Source organism: Mesorhizobium monacense, assembly GCF_056781675.1.
Genome location: NZ_CM165567.1, coordinates 816,361 through 838,144, shown reverse-complemented (window position 1 = coordinate 838,144; position 21,784 = coordinate 816,361). Strand labels below are relative to the sequence as shown.

At 64.0% G+C, this 21,784-nt stretch carries 23 protein-coding genes; 11 read left to right on the top strand and 12 right to left on the bottom strand.

Translation table 11 applies throughout. From position 1 onward, the window contains the following. Positions 1-19 precede the first annotated feature (19 nt). Positions 20-349 (bottom strand): hypothetical protein, encoded by a 330-nt coding sequence (locus AC1RUK_RS04000; protein ID WP_481836691.1) that lies wholly within the window; start codon positions 347-349, stop codon positions 20-22. Here AC1RUK_RS04000 and AC1RUK_RS03995 point away from each other — a divergent pair. Both AC1RUK_RS03995 and AC1RUK_RS03990 read left to right on the top strand, forming a co-directional pair. Beyond that, positions 339-662: a hypothetical protein gene (locus AC1RUK_RS03995; RefSeq protein WP_481836692.1), complete on the top strand. Its 324-nt coding sequence runs from the start codon at positions 339-341 to the stop codon at positions 660-662. The genes AC1RUK_RS04000 and AC1RUK_RS03995 overlap by 11 nt on opposite strands. A gap of 23 nt (positions 663-685) precedes the next feature. Continuing rightward, positions 686-898, top strand: a complete 213-nt coding sequence (locus tag AC1RUK_RS03990) for a cold-shock protein (protein ID WP_006202464.1) — start codon at positions 686-688, stop codon at positions 896-898. Between the two features lie 327 nt (positions 899-1,225). Here the strand turns inward: AC1RUK_RS03990 and AC1RUK_RS03985 are convergent, their stop codons facing one another. The 3 genes from AC1RUK_RS03985 to AC1RUK_RS03975 all read right to left on the bottom strand — a co-directional run bounded on the left by AC1RUK_RS03985 (position 1,226) and on the right by AC1RUK_RS03975 (position 3,673). Beyond that, positions 1,226-1,834, bottom strand: a complete 609-nt coding sequence (locus AC1RUK_RS03985; RefSeq protein ID WP_481836693.1) for a glutathione S-transferase family protein — start codon at positions 1,832-1,834, stop codon at positions 1,226-1,228. A gap of 85 nt (positions 1,835-1,919) precedes the next feature. Beyond that, positions 1,920-2,780: an EAL domain-containing protein gene (locus tag AC1RUK_RS03980; RefSeq protein WP_481836694.1), complete on the bottom strand. Its 861-nt coding sequence runs from the start codon at positions 2,778-2,780 to the stop codon at positions 1,920-1,922. Next, positions 2,777-3,673 carry an EAL domain-containing protein gene (locus AC1RUK_RS03975; RefSeq protein WP_481836695.1) on the bottom strand — a complete coding sequence of 299 codons (897 nt, stop codon included), beginning with the start codon at positions 3,671-3,673 and terminating at the stop codon, positions 2,777-2,779. The genes AC1RUK_RS03980 and AC1RUK_RS03975 overlap by 4 nt, the downstream gene beginning before the upstream one ends. Positions 3,674-3,873: 200 nt before the next feature. Between AC1RUK_RS03975 and AC1RUK_RS03970 the strand changes: the two genes are divergently transcribed. After that, positions 3,874-5,076, top strand: a complete 1,203-nt coding sequence (locus AC1RUK_RS03970) for a pyridoxal phosphate-dependent aminotransferase (RefSeq protein WP_481836696.1) — start codon at positions 3,874-3,876, stop codon at positions 5,074-5,076. 73 nt (positions 5,077-5,149) lie between these two features. Here AC1RUK_RS03970 and AC1RUK_RS03965 read toward each other — a convergent pair whose 3' ends face one another. Together AC1RUK_RS03965 and AC1RUK_RS03960 are read right to left on the bottom strand one after the other, a co-directional pair. Further along, the gene (locus AC1RUK_RS03965) at positions 5,150-5,545 is read right to left on the bottom strand and encodes a (R)-mandelonitrile lyase (RefSeq protein ID WP_481836697.1); all 396 of its coding nucleotides are present in this window, start codon (positions 5,543-5,545) and stop codon (positions 5,150-5,152) included. Between the two features lie 150 nt (positions 5,546-5,695). Next, positions 5,696-6,244: a methyltransferase family protein gene (locus AC1RUK_RS03960; protein WP_481836698.1), complete on the bottom strand. Its 549-nt coding sequence runs from the start codon at positions 6,242-6,244 to the stop codon at positions 5,696-5,698. 141 nt (positions 6,245-6,385) lie between these two features. Between AC1RUK_RS03960 and AC1RUK_RS03955 the strand changes: the two genes are divergently transcribed. The 4 genes from AC1RUK_RS03955 to AC1RUK_RS03940 all read left to right on the top strand — a co-directional run bounded on the left by AC1RUK_RS03955 (position 6,386) and on the right by AC1RUK_RS03940 (position 12,307). Continuing rightward, positions 6,386-7,252, top strand: a complete 867-nt coding sequence (locus AC1RUK_RS03955) for an alpha/beta fold hydrolase (RefSeq protein WP_481836699.1) — start codon at positions 6,386-6,388, stop codon at positions 7,250-7,252. Positions 7,253-7,395: 143 nt separating this feature from the next. Next, positions 7,396-8,925, top strand: coding sequence for a putative bifunctional diguanylate cyclase/phosphodiesterase (locus tag AC1RUK_RS03950; RefSeq protein ID WP_481836700.1), 1,530 nt, complete (start codon positions 7,396-7,398; stop codon positions 8,923-8,925). A 158-nt stretch (positions 8,926-9,083) separates the two neighbouring features. Continuing rightward, positions 9,084-11,135 (top strand): elongation factor G, encoded by a 2,052-nt coding sequence (locus AC1RUK_RS03945; RefSeq protein ID WP_481836701.1) that lies wholly within the window; start codon positions 9,084-9,086, stop codon positions 11,133-11,135. Positions 11,136-11,809: 674 nt separating this feature from the next. Further along, the gene (locus tag AC1RUK_RS03940) at positions 11,810-12,307 is read left to right on the top strand and encodes a methyltransferase family protein (RefSeq protein ID WP_481836702.1); all 498 of its coding nucleotides are present in this window, start codon (positions 11,810-11,812) and stop codon (positions 12,305-12,307) included. Between the two features lie 134 nt (positions 12,308-12,441). On the opposite strand, the gene AC1RUK_RS03935 is transcribed toward AC1RUK_RS03940, so the two are convergent. Beyond that, complete coding sequence (locus AC1RUK_RS03935) at positions 12,442-13,338, bottom strand: LysR family transcriptional regulator (RefSeq protein ID WP_436173005.1); 897 nt, start codon at positions 13,336-13,338, stop codon at positions 12,442-12,444. Positions 13,339-13,410: 72 nt separating this feature from the next. After that, positions 13,411-14,385 carry a thioredoxin-disulfide reductase gene (trxB, locus tag AC1RUK_RS03930; protein ID WP_436173006.1) on the bottom strand — a complete coding sequence of 325 codons (975 nt, stop codon included), beginning with the start codon at positions 14,383-14,385 and terminating at the stop codon, positions 13,411-13,413. Positions 14,386-14,629: 244 nt separating this feature from the next. Between trxB and AC1RUK_RS03925 the strand changes: the two genes are divergently transcribed. After that, the gene (locus AC1RUK_RS03925; protein ID WP_481836703.1) at positions 14,630-15,109 is read left to right on the top strand and encodes an Lrp/AsnC family transcriptional regulator; all 480 of its coding nucleotides are present in this window, start codon (positions 14,630-14,632) and stop codon (positions 15,107-15,109) included. On the opposite strand, the gene AC1RUK_RS03920 is transcribed toward AC1RUK_RS03925, so the two are convergent. The 4 genes from AC1RUK_RS03920 to AC1RUK_RS03905 form a co-directional block, all read right to left on the bottom strand. Further along, on the bottom strand, positions 15,096-15,746 hold the full coding sequence (locus AC1RUK_RS03920) for an HAD family hydrolase (protein ID WP_481836704.1): 651 nt from the start codon (positions 15,744-15,746) through the stop codon (positions 15,096-15,098). The two genes, AC1RUK_RS03925 and AC1RUK_RS03920, sit on opposite strands and share 14 nt — an antisense overlap. Continuing rightward, positions 15,739-16,311: a D-sedoheptulose-7-phosphate isomerase gene (locus AC1RUK_RS03915; RefSeq protein ID WP_481836705.1), complete on the bottom strand. Its 573-nt coding sequence runs from the start codon at positions 16,309-16,311 to the stop codon at positions 15,739-15,741. Before AC1RUK_RS03915 ends, AC1RUK_RS03920 begins: the two co-directional genes overlap by 8 nt. A gap of 8 nt (positions 16,312-16,319) precedes the next feature. Next, positions 16,320-17,807 carry a D-glycero-beta-D-manno-heptose-7-phosphate kinase gene (gene rfaE1 / locus AC1RUK_RS03910; RefSeq protein ID WP_481836706.1) on the bottom strand — a complete coding sequence of 496 codons (1,488 nt, stop codon included), beginning with the start codon at positions 17,805-17,807 and terminating at the stop codon, positions 16,320-16,322. Between the two features lie 147 nt (positions 17,808-17,954). Then, positions 17,955-18,587: a LysE family translocator gene (locus tag AC1RUK_RS03905; protein ID WP_481836707.1), complete on the bottom strand. Its 633-nt coding sequence runs from the start codon at positions 18,585-18,587 to the stop codon at positions 17,955-17,957. Positions 18,588-18,753: 166 nt separating this feature from the next. On the opposite strand from AC1RUK_RS03905, the gene rfaD reads away from it, so the two are divergent. The 3 genes from rfaD to waaC are packed head-to-tail and all read left to right on the top strand — an operon-like array spanning position 18,754 to position 21,655. Then, positions 18,754-19,704, top strand: coding sequence for an ADP-glyceromanno-heptose 6-epimerase (rfaD, locus tag AC1RUK_RS03900; protein WP_481836708.1), 951 nt, complete (start codon positions 18,754-18,756; stop codon positions 19,702-19,704). Further along, positions 19,677-20,684: a lipopolysaccharide heptosyltransferase II gene (waaF, locus tag AC1RUK_RS03895; protein WP_481836709.1), complete on the top strand. Its 1,008-nt coding sequence runs from the start codon at positions 19,677-19,679 to the stop codon at positions 20,682-20,684. Before rfaD ends, waaF begins: the two co-directional genes overlap by 28 nt. Then, positions 20,681-21,655, top strand: a complete 975-nt coding sequence (gene waaC / locus AC1RUK_RS03890; RefSeq protein ID WP_481836710.1) for a lipopolysaccharide heptosyltransferase I — start codon at positions 20,681-20,683, stop codon at positions 21,653-21,655. Before waaF ends, waaC begins: the two co-directional genes overlap by 4 nt. Positions 21,656-21,784: the final 129 nt, after the last annotated feature.

Genomic DNA, 21,784 nt, shown 5'->3' with positions numbered 1-21,784 from the left:
AAGCTCAACCGCTCTAGGCTCAGAGAGGCTTGAGGATGCGGCGGCGGAAGTGGCGGTCGAAATCCGGTCGCTTGCAGACATAGACCGGGCAGGATTTCGTGTCGGCGCTCGGCACGTAGGCGCGAGCCCTGATCTCGCCGATGTCGCAGAAGCGTTCGCTCTGCACATAGCGATTGTAGAGCGGCAGGCCCGGCACGTGCGCCGACTGGTAGCGCAGGATGACCGCGCCCAGGCGCGCGATCGTCGCCTGCACCTTGCCGCAGCTCATGCGTGTCGGGTCATAGCGCGAAGCCGCCTGCGCCCCGGCGGCCACCAGCGTCAGGCAGGCGGCAAGCAGAATGGTTTTCATGACCCTCTCCCAAACCCGATCGGATGCCCGGCGCATCGGCCCGAAAATCGCAATCGATTTTTCGGGAAAGCACGATGCCCAGCCTCTAGAGGCCACGCGATCCTGCCGCCACGCTTCCACGCGATTGGGGCGGCCGTTGGACAATACCGCAATCACGCTCTTCTCACACAGTCTTGTTTTCGGTGCGGAAACAGCCTATATGCCTCCCATTGATATTTCGGCCGATCGATCGGGCCTCGCGATCTTCGCGTTTGCTGACGTCTATCCCCAAAATCTCGATACCACCGGCTGGACCTTGGTCCGGTCAAACTAAAGCAAATGTGAAGGACTATCGAAATGGCAACTGGTACGGTCAAGTGGTTCAACGCCACCAAGGGCTTCGGCTTCATCCAGCCTGACGCGGGCGGCGCGGACGTTTTCGTCCACATCTCCGCAGTCGAGCGCGCTGGACTGTCGACCCTGGTCGAAGGCCAGAAGATCAACTTCGAGATCGAGCAGGACCGCCGCACCGGCAAGTCCGCTGCTGGATCTCTGAGCAAGGCAGCCTGATTTGGCGATAGCGCGCGCCGGACGAAGGTTCGGGGCGCGCGGCAAGTCACGGATGTACTGACGGTCGCGCGAGAAGCGCGCCGGAGCGGAAGGATCCCGACAAGCCGAAGCAGCGGATTGCTGCCGGCCCGGCCCCAACGCTCCCGATCAGGCTACCGGAATGGGAAGGCGGGATTTATCCCGCCTTTTTATTTGCCCGGATTCCTTCAGTCTGGACGTATTCGGATTTGACACCCGGGCCGGAGGCCGCAAGCCCGACCGAGCGTTGCGCCTGTTGGCGCGCCCCGTCCCGAGCAGCCGCGTAGCGGCGACGGCGTGAGGACAAAACTACCCCAGCCATTCCATCGGAACATGCTCCGGATCCGCCTCCACTCGGCTAAGCCAGGCCGACACCGCCGGATAGGCGTCGAGCTGGAAGCCGCCCATCTCGGCCGCGTGCGTATAGGCATAGAGCGCGATGTCGGCGACGCTGAACGCACTGCCCGCGAAGAAGGCGTTTTCCTCCAGATGCCGGTTCATCACGCCGAGCGCCTTGTTGCCGCGCTCCAGCGTCGACGCCAGCCGCTCCGGTGTGGCATCCTTGGCTCTTTCAGGGAAGGTCAGCAGCGCCTTGCGCACCGCGATGTAGGGCTCGTGGCTGTACTGCTCGAAGAACAGCCACTGATAGGCCAGCGCCCGCTGGTAGCGGTCGGCCGGCAGGAAGCGCGTGCCTTCGGCAAGATAAAGCAGGATGGCGTTGGATTCGGCGAGCCGCCTGCCATCGTCGAGCTCGAGCAGGGGCACCATGGCATTCGGGTTCTTGGCGACATATTCGGCCTTGCGGGTGTCGCCGGTGTGCGAGCTCACCTCGACATTGGTGAAGGCGATGCCGAGCTTAGCCATCAGCAGGCGCGGCTTGTAGCAATTGCCGCTGTCGATCATTCCGTAGAGTATCATCGCCGCTCCCTCGCGCGTTCAGCCCGCTGCAAGGCTCTATCGCGACGCAGATGAGATCATCCAGTGATTTGTTTTGGCGTTCCCATCAGCGCCGCTGATGCAACGGCACGACCTTGTTGTCCATGCCGAGCAGCGCCTCGATGGACAGCGGCTCTTCGTTGAAGATCGTGCCGGCCAGCGCCGGACGAGCGAGGTGAAAGCCCTGCAGCAGATCCACACCACCGTCGAGCGCCACGCGCAGATGCACCGATTGCTCGATGCCTTCGACCAGCACCTTGGCGCCGCGATCGTGCAGCATCGAGACAAGCGGCCGGAAGAAGCGTTCGGCGGCGGCATGGCGGCAGAATTGCGCAAACCACGTACCGTCGATCTTGACGATATCGGGCGAAAGCAGCGCAATCCTCTCCTCGGTCGAGTGTCCTGTGCCGAAATCATCAATGGCGATGCGGATGCCGTGGCGGCGCATTTCATGGACCAGGCCAACAAGCACCTTGTCGTCCGCCGCCTGCTCGGTGATCTCGCAGACCAGCATGCCTGGATGGAGGTCGAAGTCGCCGAGATGCCTGGTCATCAGCCGGATTTCGGCCAGTGCGCGACCGGGATGGTCGTTGATCAGCGGATTGTAGTTGAAGAACAGGTCGAGCCCTTCGACGCCGATGTTGCGGAAGTTCCTGAGATGCAGCATCCGGCACATCGTCTCGACGAACAGGCGATCCGGCGCCGCAATGCCATCGAAGAACACCGGCGGGGCAACCGGCCTGCCGGCGCGATGCGGCTCGATCAGTCCTTCGACGGCGACCGCCGTCAGCGTTCCACTGCGCGGCGTGAAGATCGGCTGATAGGCGCTTCTCAGCCGGAACGCGTTGTGGACGCCATATTCGATGCCGACCTCGTCGGCAAAGATCGCATCAGCGGCATTGCGCCGCCTGTCCGGCCGCCCGCTCATGGCGCGGTCCTGCGTCCGAACGCTTTCGCCGGACGGCCCGAAGCCGCGACGGCCGGGCCGGCGGACACCTTGGCCGTGCTGTCTGCCGCCTGCGGCTGCACGTCCTTGCCGAAGACGCGAAAGCTGGTCGGCGCGAGTTCCGGCCGCGCCAGCACGAAACCCTGCACCATCGAAGCGCCGGATTTTTCGGCCAGCTCGAGCTGCCAGCCTTCCTCGATGCCTTCGAACACCGTGCGGATGCCTTGCCGTTCGAAGCTCGTTACCATGGCGGTCAACAGCGCAAAGCCGGCGCCGGACTCCATCAGCTGCGTGATCCAGTGCGCGTCGAACTTGACGATGTCGGGCCTGAGTTCCTTGATGCGGTTGATGTCGGAATCGTCGGCGCCGTAGTCGTCGACCGCGATGCGGAAGCCATTGGCCCTCAGCGCCTCGACGAAACTGTAGAGGGTTTCCTGCGATGCCGACTTCTGCTCGGTGACCTCGCAGACGATGCGGCGCGGATCGATGCCGGCCTCGTGCAGCACCAGCCTCATTTCGCGCAGCGCCATGTCGACAATGGCGCGGTCGCTGAACACCGATGGATCGAAATTGATGAAAATCGATGCCTCTTCCGGCAGGCAGGCGCCGGCATTGAGCAGATGCAGCGTCCTGGTCAGCGCTTCGATGTGCAGGCGGTCGGCTGCCGGACAGGTGCTGAAGAAGTTCATCGGCGGCTGCGGCTCGCCGTCACGAAACGGCCGGATAAGCCCCTCGAATGCGACGACCGACAACTTGCCTTCCTTGAAGGCGAAAATCGGCTGGAAGGCGCTCTGCAGCGTATAGATGCCCCAGACACCGCTGGAGGTGCCGTCATCATGACGGATGATGTGGGCAAGCCCGATGCTACGCGACACGGTTCCTCGCTCCGCAAGACTGGCGGAATTTGGGTTGCGATCCTGCCGCTCAAGGTTCTACCGGCCGTTGATGAATTTATTGTTGCTGCGGATTTGAGGTCTGGCTCATCCGACAATGCTTGCGCTTGCCGGCATGATGCGACAAGAGAAGCGCCGCGGCCGCTCCTGGCCGCGCCGACCGTCCCTGGAGATATCTGGTCATGGCCTTTCTTGCCGACGCCCTTTCCCGCGTAAAGCCTTCCGCGACCATCGCGGTGACGCAGAAAGCGCGTGAGCTGAAAAATGCCGGCCGCGACGTGATCGGGCTGGGCGCCGGCGAGCCGGATTTCGACACGCCCGACAACATCAAGAACGCGGCGATCGAGGCGATCCGCCGCGGCGAGACGAAGTATCCGCCGGTTTCCGGCATCGTGCCGCTGCGCGAGGCGATCTCGAAGAAATTCAAGCGCGAGAACAATCTCGACTACCGGCCGGAGCAGACCATCGTCGGCACCGGCGGCAAGCAGATCCTGTTCAATGCCTTCATGGCGACGCTGAACCCCGGCGACGAGGTCATCATCCCCCGCCCCTACTGGGTCAGCTACCCCGAAATGGTGGCGATCTGCGGCGGCACGTCTGTGTTTGCCGACACCTCGATAGACAACGGCTTCAAGCTGACGGCGGACGTGCTGGAAAAGGCGATCACGCCGAAGACCAAATGGCTGCTGATGAACTCACCGTCGAACCCGTCCGGCGCCGCCTACACGGAAGCCGAACTCAGGGCACTGGCCGACGTGCTGCTGAAGCATCCCCATGTCTGGACGCTGACCGACGACATGTACGAGCACCTGACCTACGGCGACTTCGTCTTCAAGACCATCGCCGAGGTCGAGCCGAAGCTCTACGAGCGCACGCTGACCATGAACGGCGTGTCGAAGGCCTATGCCATGACCGGCTGGCGCATCGGCTATGCGGCGGGCCCGGTGGCACTGATCAAAGCCATGGACATGATCCAGGGCCAGCAGACCTCGGGCGCCTGCACCATCGCGCAATGGGCCTCGGTCGAGGCGCTGAACGGTCCGCAGGATTTCATCGCCAGGAACAAGGCGATCTTCCAGGGCCGGCGCGACCTCGTCGTCTCGATGCTTAACCAGGCGCGCGGCATCACGTGCCCGTCGCCGGAAGGCGCCTTCTATGTCTACCCGTCCTGTGCGCAGCTGATCGGCAAGACGACCAAGGGCGGCAAGGTCATCGACACCGACGAGACCTTCTGCTCGGAACTGCTCGAGGCGGAAGGCGTAGCGGTGGTGTTTGGCTCGGCCTTCGGCCTCGGCCCGAACTTCCGCATCTCCTATGCCACCTCGGAAACACTGCTTGAAGAGGCCTGCACCCGCATCCAGCGTTTCACCGCCTCGCTGACCTGATCGCGCACGGCATTGTTGCAATGAAAACCCGGCCGCACGCGGCCGGGTTTTTTGTTTCAAAACCACAAAGATATCAACCGCCAAACTGCTCGTCGGTGACCTGTTCCAGCCAGTCGGCATGGACGCCGTCGACAGCCTCCTGCATGGCGACATGAGTCATCGCTGTTTGCGCCCCGGCGCCATGCCAGTGCTTTTCGCCGGGATCGAACGAGATGACGTCGCCGGCCTTGATCTCCTGGATCGGGCCGCCCCAAGTCTGCGCGCGGCCGGCGCCGGATGTGACATAGAGCGTCTGGCCAAGCGGGTGCGTGTGCCAGAAGGTGCGTGCGCCCGGCTCGAAGCTGACCAGGGTGGCCCTGAGCCGGGCCGGCGCTTCCTTCTCGATGATCGGTGTCTGCAGCACGCGGCCGGTGAAATATTTGCCCGGAGCGACAATGGTCGGCACGCTGCCGCAGGCAATGATCTTCATGGCATTGATCCTCAAGCTGATGGCGCGGCAACCGTCGATCCGGTGGCGCCGATCATGGAAGCCAGCGGCACTCTCGTCCGATATCGGCTGTTGCGCAACCGCCTCCTCGACACCGTCCGGCAAGCGGCACGCGCGGATATTGCGGCAGCGTTACCCCAGCCGCGGCCAGAACAGGCCGGCTCGCTTGCGATGGGCCGCATAAGCGTCGGCCAGTTCGGTGCGCGAAAACTTCTTCTCTTCGTCCAGCGCCGCGATCACATAGATCACGATTATCCCGGCAACCGGCACCACCGCCAGGATCGACCAGGTGGCGATGCCCCATCCGATCCAGAAGATGATGTAGGATGTGTAGAACGGGTGGCGGATATAGCCGAACGGACCGTCGGTCACCAGGCTATGGGGATTGTCCTCGGCAAACGCAAAGCGCAGCCGCGCCTTGCGCGACGTCGAGATCGCCCACCAGAACAGGGCAGAGCTGATCAACTGGATTGCCAGCCCGGCGATCAACGCCGCCGGCGGCTGCGGCAAGATCCAGAGTATCGCCAGAAAGAACAGTGCGGTCGCGGCCACGACCGCCGAAATCACCATCGCGCCGGCAGACATGGTCGTCGCCTGGAAATGGGCACGCATCGACCAGAGATACTGGCCGACCGTTGCAATGCTGCTGATCGAGAGAAGAAGATCAAGCCCGCGTTCCATCACCACCCCCATCGTTCACCAAGGATTCGGCCACTATAACCGGTCGCCGCTTATAAATCCTTTCTTAACCAGAAACTTAAAGGAGGTGTAGACCCCGCTGTGAGATGTTGCCGGCCACGCAATCCGGAGGTTCAATCCAGCATGGCCGTTGCCGAGCGCACGATCCGCACATCACAGGCCGATTTGCGCCTCAGCGAATCGTCGGGCCTTGGCATGCCGATCCTGATGATCCATGGCTCGGGCAGCTCGCGCGACGTGTTCGCCAGGCAGTTCGACAGCCCGCTCGCCGATGCCCACCGGCTGATCGCCTTCGACCTTCCCGGCCATGGCGGATCCTCGGATGCTCATGATCCGGCAACAGCCTACACGATCGCCGGCCTGGCTCGATCGGCGGGTGAGCTCCTCGACCGTCTGGCCATCGGCCATGCCATCGTCTTCGGCTGGTCGCTCGGTGGCCACGTCGCCATGGAGCTCGCGGGTTTCCATCCGGCAATCCGCGGACTGATGCTGACCGGCGCCCCGCCAGTGTCGAAAGGGCTGTTCGGCATGCTGCGCGGCTTCCACGCGCATTGGGACATGCTGCTCGCCTCCAAGAAAATCTACTCGGAACGCGATGCCGAGCGTTTCGAGACACTGTGCTTCGGCGACAGCGCCGATCCGTCCTTCCGTCAGACCATACTGCGCGCGGACGGCAGGCTGCGCGCTACGGTGACGCGCAGCATGATGAGCGGCGACGGCGCCGACCAGAGGCAGGTGGTCGAGCAGGCCGCATTCCCGGTTGCGATCGTCAACGGCGAGAATGATCCGTTTGTCCGGCTCAGTTACTTCGAGACGCTGCACTACGGCGCGCTGTGGGAACATTGCCATGTCGTCCCCGGTGTCGGGCACGCCCCCTTCTGGGAGCGGCCGGACCTGTTCAATCCGATGCTGTCGCGCTTTGCCGACGCGGTCGAGGCGCAGAGCGCGGATAGCGCCCTGGTGCGGCAGCGCCGAAGCCAGGCCGGTTGAACGGACCGCGTCGGCGACGATGCCAACCCAGAAGTTTCCGATCGTCGGCGCCACAGGACGAAAAATCGCGGCTGCCTTCGGCAAACTCAATGTCTTCTTAACAGCTGGGCTCTAGCCGTGGCTTGTGTTGCGAGGACGGTGACATGAGCATACTGGCGACGATCAAGGACCATAGCGGCAGGGTCTACCGCGGCATCCAGTTCCTGCTTGTGCTGAGCATAGCAGCGACCGCGCTTGGCGCGCTCGGCTGGGTCGAAGACTTCTCCTATATCGCCGCGCTCGTCGTTTCGATGGTCGCTACCGGCCTGGCGCTGCTGGTGCTGATGTACATGCGCAGCAGCGTGGTCCAGCGCCTGCAGTCGGCGGCGGCGGCCGAAGCGGAGAAGCACCGTTTTCTGACCGTGGACGCGATGACCGGCGCCATGACCCGCCGCTATTTCATCGAGGCGCTGCGCGACAGGCTGAGTTCCTTGCGCAACCGGCGACAGGCGAGCCTGCTTTTGATCGACCTCGACCATTTCAAGCAGCTCAATGACACGTTCGGCCATCAATTCGGCGACCTGGCGCTGGCGCATCTGGTCAAGGCCGCTGAACGCATCTTTGCCGACGGGGTGGTTGGACGGCTGGGTGGCGACGAGTTCGGCGTTATCATTCCGCATGGCGATCTGGCAGAGATCAACAAGGATGCGCGGCGCCTGCTCGACGCAATGCGGGCCGGCAAGTCGCATGAGGGCAAGACCATCCCGCTCTCCATTTCGATCGGTGTGGCGCTTGCCCCGGCGCATGCCTCGAACACGACGGAGTTGATGCTGCTTGCCGACCTGGCGCTCTATGAAAGCAAGGCCGGCGGCCGCGGCCGCGTCACTGTGTTCGACGAGGAGATGCTATCCGACAAACGCTACCGCCGCCTGATCGAGCGCGAATTGCGGGCAGCCGTCTACCTCGGTGAACTCGAACTGCACTATCAGCCTATTGTCGACCCCGACGGCTCCGCCTACGCGTTGGAGGGGCTGATACGCTGGCGTCATCCTGTGCGTGGCCTGATCTCGCCTGCCGACTTCATTCCGATCGCCGAACGCTCGACCCTGATCGACATGCTGGGCGAATGGGTGTTCAAGCGCGCCTGCGCCGACGTTGCCCATTTTCACGGGCGCCGCATCAGCATCAACGTCTCGGGCGAGCAGCTGAAACGCGACGAGATCGTCACGATGTGCGACCGCGTGTTGCGTGAGACCGGCCGCTCGGCGGAGCAATTCATCATCGAGATCACCGAGACGGTGGCGACCGCCGCCTCACCCGAAATCCTGAGGCGCCTCGAAACGCTGCGCGGCCTCGGCTTTCACATCGCGCTCGACGATTTCGGCACCGGCCATTGCGGTTTCAACTATCTCAAGACCTTGCCCATCGACAGCATCAAGATAGACCGATCCTACATCCGCAGCCTGGCCCACGATCAGGTCGCCCAGATCTTCGTTTCGGCGCTGGCGCAGATCGCGCGCATCCAGCAGGTCACCATCGTTGCCGAAGGCATCGAGACGGAAGAAGAGTTCACCCTCGCCAGGGCCGCCGGCTGCAACCGCTTCCAGGGCTACTTCTTCGGCAGGCCGGCACCGCGCGACAAGGCAGGCGCCCTGCTTGCCGCGCGCACCGGATCGCTCGTCCGCACCGCCTGAGACAACCAAAGCCGGCGAAATTCCTATTTTCCTTGCCCTCCCCGCAAACCCGTGGGACGATGCCCTCGGGCAGGTGGCGAAACGAAAAGAACCCCCGCCCGCGACGGCCGAACAGGCCGGCCGCCGCTCCCAGGGAAACGCCTGAGTGGAGGTCAGCCATGGGTACTCGCGCCGGAGGACGACGCACGGGACCGAAATGCATTGCCATAGTCGGTCCCTTCGCAAGCGGCAAGACGACACTTCTCGAAGCCATACTCGCCCGCACGGGCGCCATTCCCCGCCAGAATCCCGTTTCGTCGGGAAGCACCGTTTCCGATCATTCGCCCGAGGCGCGCGCCCATGCCATGAGCGTCGAGGCGACCTTCGCGACCACCGAATTCATGGGCGAGCAGCTTACCTTCGTCGACTGTCCCGGCTCTATCGAATTCTCGTTCGAGGCCGAGCCTGTGCTGGCCGCCTGCGACGTCGCCGTGGTCGTCGCCGAAGCCGATGAAAAGAAGATCCCTGCCCTGCAGCTCATCATGCGCAAGCTCGACGATCTCGGCGTGCCGCGCATCCTGTTCCTGAACAAGGTCGACAAGGCGATCGCGGGCGTACGCGACACGCTGAAGATGCTGCAGCCGGCAAGCTCGGTGCCGCTGCTGCTGCGCCAGATTCCGCTACGCAGGGACAGCGTCGTCATCGGCTCGATCGATCTGGCGCTGGAGCGCGCCTACATCTATCGCGAATATGCCGAAAGCGAGGTCGCCGACATCCCGAGCGACGACAAGGCGCGCGAGCTTGAGGCGCGCTTTTCCATGCTGGAGACCCTTGCCGACCACGACGACCAGCTCATGGAGCAGCTACTCGAAGAGATCGAACCGCCGAAGGACGAAATCTTCGACGACCTCGCGGCCGACCTGCGGGAAGGCATTGTAACGCCGGTGCTCATCGGCACCGCCGAGAAGGGCAATGGCGTGCTGCGTCTGCTGAAGGCGATCCGCCACGATGCGCCCGACGTGGAGGCGACGCGCAAACGCCTTGCTGTTCCCGACGGCAATCAGACAGTGGTCCAGGTGATGAAGACCATCCATACGGCGCATGGCGGCAAGCTGTCGGTCTCGCGCGTGCTCTCCGGCCAGGTCGCCGACGCCGCCGAACTCTTCCTGTCGAACGGCGAAACGGCAAAGGTCTCCGGCATCTACAGGATGCTCGGCAAGGACCAGTCCAAGTTCGCCATCGCCAAGCCCGGCGACACCGTCGCGCTCGGCAAGCTCGACACCGTCAAGACCGGAGAAACGCTGAGTTCGGCCAAGGGCGGCATCAAGCCGCTGGCCACGCTGGCGCCACCGCAACCGGTCTTCGCCTTTGCGCTACGGCCGAAGGAACGCAAGGACGAGGTCAAGATGTCGGCGGCCATCCAGCGTCTTGCCGAGGAAGATCCCTCGCTCAGCCTGCGCCACAACCAGGACTCCGCCGAGACAGTGCTGTCGGGGCATGGTGAGATGCATCTGCGTGTCGTGCGTGAGCGGCTCGAAGGCAAGAACCAGATTCCGGTCGAAGGCCACACACCGGCCGTGCCCTACCGCGAGACCATCCGCAAACCGGCGCAGCAGCGCGGCCGCCACAAGAAGCAGTCCGGCGGCCACGGCCAGTTCGGCGATGTGGTAATCGAGATCAAGCCGCTGCCGCGCGGCTCTGGTTTCCAGTTCACCGACACCATCACTGGCGGCGTCGTACCGAAGACCTACATCCAGTCGGTCGAGACCGGCATACGCGACTATCTGAAATCCGGCCCGCTTGGCTTCCCGGTGGTCGACGTCGCCGTCAACCTGTCCGACGGCTCCTACCATGCCGTCGATTCCTCGGACATGGCCTTCCAGATGGCCGCCAAGCTGGCGATGAAGGAGGGCATGGCCGCCTGCTCGCCGGTGTTGCTCGAGCCAGTGATGAAGGTCGAGATCGTCACGCCGTCCGAAGCGACCTCGAAGATCATCGCGCTGATCCCGCAGCGGCGTGGCCAGATTCTCGGCTATGACGCGCGGCCCGACTGGCCGGGCTGGGATGTCGTCGAAGCAACCATGCCGCAGGCGGAGATCGGCGATCTGATCATCGAGTTGCGCTCGGCAACGGCGGGCGTGGCCAGCTACCGCGCCGTGTTCGACCATATGGCCGAACTCACCGGACGTCTGGCCGACGAGGCGATGAACACCAGCGGCAAGGCTGCGTGAGAAAGCAAAAAAACGGCGCCCGGGTGTTCCGGACGCCGTCTATTGCGGACTGTCTCCTGGGAGGCAGACGGCAGGTCCGCCGGATCGCTCCGCCGTTGGCTGACGGATAAAAAATGGTTCGGACGCGGTAGCCGCCTGAGCCCGGTTCGTCCGAGTGATGCCCCCATCTCCCGGACGAGCCAACCGCGTCCTATGATCTGCTTAATCGATGGAGCGCGTCTGCGCCATGTTACCAGAGGTTACATGTCACTGTTACGTGGCAATGCCGATCGACTTTTTTCGAGGTCAGTGGACTTCGGGCAACAAAAAAGCCGGATCAATAAAGATCCGGCTGAGTTTGATTGGAAGTGCCGATTAAGGCTAACCTCCAGAGGGGAACACTCGAGGGCGCTAATGGGAGGAGAACGCGCCCAGGAGATGATCTATATATGTGCTCATCATGCCCAAGAAACAAGCATCTATTTTGCAACACACGCATGCAAAAAGACGCAGGCTGTGGTCCAACCCATTCTCAGGCACGATAGGACCAGGAAAATCGCCGGAAATGGCGACGATTTCGTGGCCAAACCCGTTGCGGAACGCCGAACCAGCCCGATTTTGCCACCCAAAAACAGAAACCGCCCGATGATGCGGAAACGAGCAGAGCCCGTTCAATTTTATGGCAGGAGATCGTGATGCGCGCACGCCAGGCAATCGCCGGCAGCGCACTGTTCTTCATCGCGGCGCCCGGCGTGGTCGCGGGCGTGATTCCCTGGCTGCTGACCGATCGTTATCGTCTGCCGCTGTCGACACTGCCGGGCTTTGTCCCCACCGGCTGGATTCTGGTGCTGGCGGCGACGGCCCTGCTGCTTCATTCCTTCGCGCGCTTCGCGCTCGAGGGGCTGGGCACGCCAGCACCGGTGGCGCCGACCGAGCGACTGGTCGTCGGCGGCATCTACCGCCATGTCCGCAACCCGATGTATGTGGCCGTGCTGTCGATCGTCCTCGGCCAGGCGCTGCTGTTTTCAAGCTGGGCCGTCTTCGCCTACGGCGTCGTCGCCGCCGCGGCCATGGTCTCGTTCGTCAAGCTCTACGAGGAGCCGACGCTCGCCCGCCGCTATGGCGCGGAATACGAAGCCTACCGCCGCGCCGTCCCCGGCTGGCTGCCACGCCTGACACCGTGGCGCGGGTAGGGTGTGTCGAGATTCAGGTCAGGCCGAGCCGAGAACGGTGAGAGAACCAGAACGGGAGCGTACTTTGGTACGTGAGTACCGGAAGCGGAGGAAGTCGCCGGTTCGCAGGCCGGCACCTGAATATCGACATGCCCTCAGAAGGACCAGCTTCGGGCCTTCGCAATGATGAAATCGCGAAACACATGAAGCTTCGCCTGGTTCTTCATCGCATCCGGATAGGCGAAGTAGGTGTCGAAGGACGGCACTTCGGTCTCCGGCAGCAACTGCACCAGGCCTGAGTCCTTGTTGATCACGTAGTCGGGCAGCATGGCGATGCCGGCGCCGCCCTGCACGGCGCGCTTGATCGACAATATGTCGTTGATCTGCAGCGTCGGCACCCTTTGCCCGCCTTCGAAATCGCCTACCGTCTCCAGCCAGTTCAGCTCCGACAGATGCGACGGCACCGGCACGCCGAAGGTGACGATGCGATGCGTCCTCAGCTCGGCGACCGAGGCCGGCTGGCCGTGCTTGGCGATATAGGCCGGCGAGGCATAGAGATGGAAATGCACGGTGAACAGGCGGCGCTGGATGAGATCCGGCTGCTGCGGCTGGCGCAGCCGGATGGCGCAATCGGCCTGGCGCATGGTGAGGTCGAGTTCCTCATTGGCGAGGATCAGCTGCAGGCTGATTTCGGGATAGAGTTCGATGAATTCCTGCACGCGCTCGGTGAGCCAGCCGGCACCCAGCCCTACAGTGGTCGTCACCCGAAGCACGCCGGACGGCCGGTCCTTGGTCTCGGTCAGCCGCGACTTGATCGTCTCCAGCTTCATCAGCACGTCGTGCGCGGTGCGGAACAGCATCTCGCCCTGTTCGGTCAGCACCAGGCCGCGCGCGTGACGGTTGAACAGCGGCACGCCGACATCGTGCTCCAGCGCGCTGACCTGCCGCGAGATCGCCGACTGCGACAGGTGCAGTGTCTCGGCGGCATGGGTGAACGACCCCGCCTCCGCCGCAGCGTGAAACACGCGTAGCTTGTCCCAGTCCAGCGCCATGATTCCCCTCGCTCCGTTTTGGCGTCTGAATGAAAAATCAGGCTTTTAAACGACTTTTCTCAAGCCGCTTCGTTACTCCGCCGCCTCGCGGTGAACCTCGATGCCGGCGAGATACTTTTCCGCCTCGAGCGCGGCCATGCAGCCGAGCCCGGCCGCCGTCACCGCCTGGCGGTAGATGTCGTCGGTGACGTCGCCCGCCGCGAACACGCCGGGCACGTCGGTGCGTGTCGAGTCCGGTGCCGTCCACAGATAGCCGTTCGGCTTCTGCTTCAGCTTGCCGACGAACAGTTCGACCGCCGGCGCATGGCCGATCGCCACGAACACCCCGTCGACCTTCAGCTGCGTGACCTCGCCGGTCGCGATGTTGCGCAGCTTCAGCCCTTCCACCGAAGGCGGCAGCGGCGCCTTGCCGGGCTGGCCGGTGATCTCGTCGACGATCGTGTCCCAGATGACGCGCACGTTTTCCTTTTTGAACAGCCGCTCGCGCAGGATGCGCTCGGCGCGGAAATCGCCGCGCCGGTGAATGACCGTCACACTCTTCGCCAGGTTGGAGAGATAGAGCGCCTCCTCGACCGCCGAATTGCCGCCGCCGATCACCGCGACATCCTTGCCGCGATAGAAGAAGCCGTCACATGTGGCGCAGGCCGACACGCCGAAGCCCATGAAGGTCTGTTCGGTCGGGATACCCAGCCATTTGGCCTGCGCGCCGGTGGCGATGATCAGGGTATCGGCGGTGTAGGTGGTGCCGGAATCGCCCTTGGCGCGGAACGGCCGCACATTGAGATCGACCTCGGTGATGATGTCGTTGATGACATCGGTGCCGACATGCTCGGCCTGCTTCAGCATCTGTTCCATCAGCCACGGGCCCTGGATCGGATCGCCAAAGCCCGGATAGTTTTCGACATCGGTGGTGATCATCAGCTGACCGCCCTGCTGCAGGCCGGCGACCAGCATGGGTTTCAGCATGGCACGGGCGGCATAGATGGCCGCCGTATAGCCTGCGGGTCCGGAACCAATGATAAGAACAGGCGCGTGTTTGGTGGTCATGAAAAGCCTCTATGGGAGGGCAGCCAAGGATTGCGGCATGGAAATCACGCCTGATGTCGCGCGTAATGTAAGTGCTGCCCGCGACGCCAGCAAGGCAAGTTGGCCTTCGTCCCCGGAAAGCTTCGGCGCCGGCATATCCGGCAATATCCGTGTCCGGATCAAAAATCGTCGGCAGAGGGATGGAATGCATCCCGGAGTCTAATTAGAAATCACGAAAGATTCTTGCGCGCGGGGAAAGCCGACAATGCCGCTCAAAGCCGACCTCGACGCCATCGACTGGAAAATCCTGCGCGAACTTCAAAACGACGGACGCATGACCAATGTCGAACTGTCGAGCCGTGTCGGCATTTCTGCGCCGCCCTGCCTGCGCCGCGTCCGGCGGCTTGAGGAGACCGGCATCATCCGCGGCTACCGCGCTTTGCTCAACCCGCCGGCGCTCGGCATGGATGTCGTCGCCTTCTGCCTGATCGGCCTGCATCACCAGGCAGACGCCGAGCTCAAGACCTTTGCCGAGCGCACGCGCGGCTGGCCGATCGTGCGCGACGCCTGGATGGTGTCGGGCGAATCCGATTTCCTGCTGCATTGCGTGGCAAGCGACCTCGGCACCTTCCAGACCTTCGTCATCGAGGAACTGGCCTCGGCGCCGAATGTCGACACGGTGCGCACCGCGCTCACCATCCGCCGGGTCAAGGATGAGGGTCTGGTGGCGTTCAGTGCGTCTTGATGCCAAGCGTCTCGATGGCGGTCAGCAGCCAGCCTAGGTCATTGCGGTCCCGCAGCGGCGAAACCTTGAACCCCGCCTGGTCTGACGCTTCGCCGTCCACGAGCCAGCCACGCGACAGCCCGGCACGGCGGCCTGCTTCCATGTCGGCCGGCTTGTCGCCGACGATCAGCGAACGGCCGAGATCGAGGCCAAGGCGCTTCGCCGCCTCGATCAGCATGCCCGGATTGGGCTTGCGCATCGGATGGCCGGCGATGGCGAGCGGCCCGACGCCCGCGTCGTGATAGGCGCAGGCAATGACCATATCGACGAAAACGCCTCTTTCGCGAAGCAGGTCGAGCACACGGCCGTTGACGGCGGCGAACTCGCTCCAGCCGAAATAGCCGCGCGCGATACCGGACTGGTTGGTGACGACAACAATTGGAATCCCACCGCGGTTGGCCGTCTCGATGACAGGCACGATATCGTCGCGCAGCACGATCTCGGCCGGATCACTGGGATAGTCGGTATCGATGTTGATGGTGCCGTCGCGGTCGAGGAACAGCGCCGGCGTGCCCTTGGCAAAGACCGCGCTGCCGACCCGCTCCACCCATAGCCCCGGCTCCGCCAGCGGATAGGGATTCACGGCGGCCTCAGCCATCGCTGAGACGGGCTTCGACCACCTCGCACAAATGGTGGTAAAGGCAAAGATGCCCCTGCTGGATGATCGGCGTCGAGGTCGAGGGCACGTTGAGCAGTATGTCGGTCAGCGGCTTCAGCTTGCCGCCGGTATCGCCGGTCATGCTAATCACCGTCATGCCCATCTTGCGCGCCTGCTCGGCGGCGGCAAGGATGCTCGGCGAATTGCCGCTGGTCGAGATGGCGAGCAGCACCGCACCCGCCGAACCATGCGCCTCGACCTGGCGCGAGAAGACCGTGTCGAAGCCGTAGTCGTTGCCCCAGGCGGTCAGCACCGCCGTATTGGCCGGCAACGCGATGACGTTGTAGGCCTTGCGCTCTTTCAAGAAGCGGCCGACCAGTTCGCCAGCGATATGGATGGCATCGCTGGCCGAGCCGCCATTGCCACAGATCAGCAAGGCCTTGCCCGCCGAAAGGGCGGTCACTACGGCGCTCGCCGCCCGTTCCATCTCGCCGGTCAGGTCGCGCTCAACCATCGCCGATATCGCGGCCGCCGAGTGGACCAGGTAGTCGTTCAATTCGGACATGGATACCCTCAGTTTGTACTGGCGCGCAGTCTGCCGATGGTGCCGGTGGTGCTCTTGCCGGCGACGAGATCGACCAGCACGACGCGGCCGCCCGCCTTCTGCACCACGTCGGCGCCAACCACGGTGTCGACCGTATAGTCGGCACCCTTGACCAGTATGTCGGGCAGCAAGGCTTCGATCAGGGCCAGCGGCGTGTCCTCCTCGAAAACGACGACGGCATCGACCGAGGCAAGGGCCGCGAGCACGCAGGCGCGGTCGTGCTGGTCGTTGACCGGGCGTCCCGGGCCTTTCAGCCGCCGCACCGAGGCATCACTGTTCAGGCCAAGCACCAGCCGGTCGCACTGGCTGCGCGCCGCGTGCAGCAGGCTGACATGGCCGGCATGCAGGATGTCGAAGCAGCCATTGGTGAAACCGACGCTCAGGCCCTCGTCCTTCCACGCCGCCACCATGCGTGCGGCCGATGTGGCATCGAGGATGGCATCCTTGTGGGCGGTCGGTCCGTGCGACCGAAACAGCGCGCCGGTAAGCTCCTCGACAGTCAGCCTGGCGGTGCCGCGTTTGCCCACTACCACCCCGCCCGCCGCATTGGCGATGGAGGCGGCCATGACTCGATCGGCGCCGGCCGCGAGCGCCAGCGCAAACGTCGCGATGACGGTGTCGCCGGCGCCCGAAACGTCGAACACTTCCCGCGCCTGCGTGGCGATGTGGCGGGCATCGTCGGGGCCGACGACGCTCATGCCCTTTTCACTGCGCGTCGCCACGACGAAGTCGAAGCCGTGAGCCGAGATCAATTCTCGCGCGGCGGTGACGATCTCGTCATCGGCAAACACCGCGTGGCCGACGGCCTCGCCGAGTTCCTTGCGGTTGGGCGTGATCGCGGTCGCGCCGGCGTAGCGCGCATAGTCGCGGCCCTTCGGATCGACCAGAACCGGTTTTCCCGCCTCGCGGCAGATCGCGATCAGTTGGCCGGCGACGCCGTCGAGCAGCATGCCCTTGCCATAGTCGGACAGGATGACGATGTCGGCCCGCGCAAGCTCGGCGCGGAAATGCCCAATCAGCGTCGCCCGCTCGGCGGCAGCCAGCGGCTTCACTTCCTCTTCGTCGAAACGCAGCACTTGCTGGTTGAGCGCGCTGAAGCGGCTTTTCGACGAGGTCATGCGGTCGCGGTCCTGCGCCAGGCCGCCGGTATCGGTGCCAAGCTCACCCAGCATCCGCATCAGATTGTCGCCGGCCGCATCGGTGCCGATGACCGAAACCGGGATCGCGGCGGCACCCAGCGAAACGATGTTGGCGACGACATTGCCCGCACCGCCCATCGCCAGCATCTCGCCGCGCCCGTGCAGCACGGGGATCGGTGCTTCGGGCGAGATACGCTCGATGACGCCGCTGACGAAACGGTCGAGGATGAAGTCGCCGACCACCAGAACGGTGACGTCACCAAAGCGCGCGATGGCGCGGTGCAGCGGTTCGGGAGAAGGCGGATTGTGCTTGATCATGTTACGGGCAACGCGCGGAAAAAGCCTGTTTGGAAAACGTTTCGGAGTTCGATTGGCAGGGCCGGTCGTTCATGGCGAAGCCGATATACCGCAATTCGAGCCAGCGCAACGGCGGCCGGGTCACGGTCAAGTGTGGCTGATGATGGGTCAACTCTTCTGCAGGGCGACGTGCACGCCCAGCCCGACCAGGACGGCGCCGCCCGCCCGCTGCATCATGCGCTGCGCGCGGTCTGAACGCCGCAGCCGCGCAATCATCGCACCGGCCAGGAACACGCACATGATGTCGGCGGACGAGAACATCAGGTTGACGATGGTTCCGAGCACGACGAACTGCAGCCAGACCGGAAATGCCGCCGAAGCATCGATGAACTGCGGCAGGAACGCCATGAAGAAGATCGCGGTCTTCGGGTTGAGCACCTCGACCGTGATGCTCTCGAAGAAGGCGCGGCGGGCCGATTTCCGCTCGATGAGCGGCAACGCCGCATCGCCTTGCGCCCTGGCGCGAAACAGCGAAACGCCGAGCCAGATCAGATAGAGCGCGCCGATGAGCTTGACCGCCATGTAGAGCGGCGGCACGGCGTGGAACAGCACGGACAGGCCGGCGGCAGCGGCAATGACATGCACATAGCCGCCGAAATGGATGCCAAGCGCCGCCGTCAGCCCGGACCAGCGCCCGCGCGCCATGGTCTGCGCCGCGGCATAGAGCATGGCCGGACCGGGGAGATAGGCGAAGATCGCCGTGGTGGCGAAAAAGGCGATAAGCAGTTCGGTCGACGGCATGCTTTTGTCCCTACGATCCCGACGGGTGGCGCGAAACCGACTGAAGCGGGAGCTTTGCGGCCTCACTGTGACATGCGCCCGCAGCCGCCTGCTTTATCGACAGCCCAACGTGCCTCCCTTATAAGGGCCGGAATCGGCGAGCGAAACCAGCATCGGGTCCAACAGCATGATCATCGTCACAGGCGGCGCCGGCATGATCGGCTCGGCCATCGTCGCCGCGCTCAACGCCGAAGGTCATGACGACATCCTCGTCGTCGACGACCTCACCGACGGCCACAAGATCGCCAACCTCGCCGACTTGCAGATCGCCGACTATCTCGACAAGGACGATTTCCTGGCCAGCCTCGAAGATGGCGGGCTCGGTCGCATCGAGGCCGTTTTCCATCAGGGCGCCTGCTCGACCACCACCGAGTGGAACGGCAAATACATGATGGACGTGAACTACGCCTATTCGAAGCGGCTGCTGCATGCCTGCCTGGCGCTACGCGTGCCCTTCCTCTACGCCTCCTCGGCTTCGGTCTATGGCGGCGGCGCCGAGTTCCGCGAGGAGCCGCAATATGAGCGGCCGCTCAACGTCTACGCCTATTCCAAGAAGCTGTTCGACGATTATGTCCGCCGCACGGTCTTCGACACCGACCATTCGCCGGTGACCGGTCTGCGTTATTTCAACGTCTACGGGCCGCGCGAGGCGCACAAGGGCGCCATGGCCTCGGTCGCCTTCCATCTGTTCAATCAGGTCGAGCGGGGACAGAACCCAAAGCTGTTCGGCGCCTATGGCGGGTTTGGGCCCGGCGAGCAGAGCCGCGACTTCATCCATGTCGGCGATGTCGCCGACGTCAACCTGTGGCTCTGGAAGCGGGGCTCAAGCGGCATCTTCAATTGCGGTACCGGCCGCGCCCAGCCGTTCCGCGCCATTGCCGAGACGGTGATCGACACGCTGGGCAAGGGCGAGATCGAGTTCATCGAATTTCCCGACCATCTCAAGGGCAGCTACCAGAGTTTTACGCAAGCTGATATGTCCCGCTTGCGCGCAGCCGGCTACAATGGCCAATTCCGCACCGTCGAAACCGGCGTCAGAGACTATGTCGAATGGCTGAAAGCCCAACGATCCTCGTGATCGGCCCACGCTGGGTGGGTGATATGGTGATGGCGCAGTGCCTGTTCTCGGCGCTGAGAGAGCAATATCCGAACGCCGCGATCGACGTGCTGGCGCCGGTCTGGGCCGCGCCGCTGGTCAAGCGCATGCCCGAAATCCGCCAGCAGATCGACTTCCCGCTGAAACCCGGCGCGCTCGAATTCCGCATCCGCCGGCGCTTCGGCCGCCTGCTGCGCGGTCGCTACGACATGGCCTATGTCCTGCCGGGCAGCTGGAAATCGGCGCTGATCCCGTTCTTTGCCCGCATCCCGCGCCGCGTCGGCCACCTCAGGGAAATGCGCTACGGCCTGCTGACCGACATCGTGCCGCTGCCCGCCGCGGTGAAGCGGCGCACGGCACAGGCCTATTTCAGCCTTGCCAGGGGCGGTGCGTTCCAGGCGCCCAGGCTCACCGTGGACGCGGGCAACCAGGCGGCCCTGCTCGAACGCTTCGGGCTGAAGGCGGAGAAATTCGTGGCACTGATGCCCGGCGCCGAGTTCGGACCTGCCAAGCGTTGGCCGAGCGAAAGCTATGCCGGCCTCGCCCGCGAGATGATGGCCAAGGGCCTGAAGGTGGCGCTGTTCGGCTCGAAGAATGACGCCGACGTGACCGCGGAAATCGCAGCACTTGCACCAGGCGCTGTCGACCTGGCCGGCAAGACGCGGCTGGAGGACGCCATCGACCTGATATCAGCGGCGAAGCTCGCGGTGTCGAACGACAGCGGCCTGATGCATGTCGCGGCCGCCGTCGGCACGCCGATCGTCGCCGTCTACGGCTCGACGTCGCCCAGGAATACACCGCCGCTGGCGGAACATTCCGAACTGGTTTGGCTCGGCCTGTCGTGCTCGCCTTGCCACCAGAAGATCTGCCCGCTCGGCCACCTCAATTGCCTGAAGACGCTTGAGGTCGGACAGGTCGTGGCGGCGGCAGACCGGCTGCTGGAACTTCCGGCCGCCGCATGAAGGTGCTGATCGTCAAGACCTCTTCGATGGGCGATGTCATCCACACCTTCCCGGCCGTCGAGGATGCCCGCCGTCACCGCCCGGACGTGTCGTTCGACTGGTGCGTGGAAGAGGCTTTTGCCGGCATAGTAGGCCTGCATCCTGCGATCGGCAGGATTCACACTGTCGCCATCAGGCGCTGGCGCAGGCGGCTTTTCAACAGCGGCACCTGGCGCGAGGCCTCAAACCTGCGTGGCGCCTTGCGGGCCTGCCGTTACGACCTCGTCATCGATGCGCAGGGCTTGCTCAAGTCGGCCTTGGTGGCGAAGCAGGCCGCAGCTCCGATCGCCGGCTTCGACCGCTCGAGCGCGCGCGAACCTTCGGCTACCTGGTTCTACGACCGCCGCTACGCCGTGCCGCGCGACCTGCACGCCATAGAACGGACAAGGCGGCTCTTCGGAATGGCGCTCGGCTACCAGCCAGATCTTTCCGAACTCGGCTCCGGCATCGTGCCGCCGGCCGACGGCCTGACTGGCGTCAGCGGCAAAACCACCGTCCTGCTGCACGGCACCAGCCGCGAGGACAAGAAATGGCCGGTAGCGGACTGGATCGAAACCGCCCGGCTGATGGTCGAAAAGAGGATGACGCCGGTCGTCACCTGGTCGAACGAGCCGGAAAAGGCTGTGGCCGAGGCGATCGCCAAGGCTGTTCCACAGACCGTGCTGGTGCCGAAATCGCCGCTCGCCGTCATCGCCGCGATCATCGGCCGATCGGCCTTCGTCATCGGCGCCGACACCGGCCTCACCCACCTCGCCAGCGCCTTCGGCCTGCCGACTGTCGCGGTGTTCCTGGCGACCGAGCCCGGCCTGACTGGCCCGCGCGGGCCATACGCATCGACGCTACTGGCCGCGCCCGGCGGACGTGTTGAGCCGGGAGAGGTGATGGCGGAGGCTGAGCGGCTAATGGAGCGACAGGCACTCGATACGCATTGATTTTGTTCAATCAATTCAATCGGAAAGGTCGGCTCTGCCCCTCATCCGCCTGCCGGCACCTTCTCCCCGTATAGCGACGGGGAGAAGGGAGCTACGTGCAGCTCCGGCACTCTCCACTGCAACGTTGAA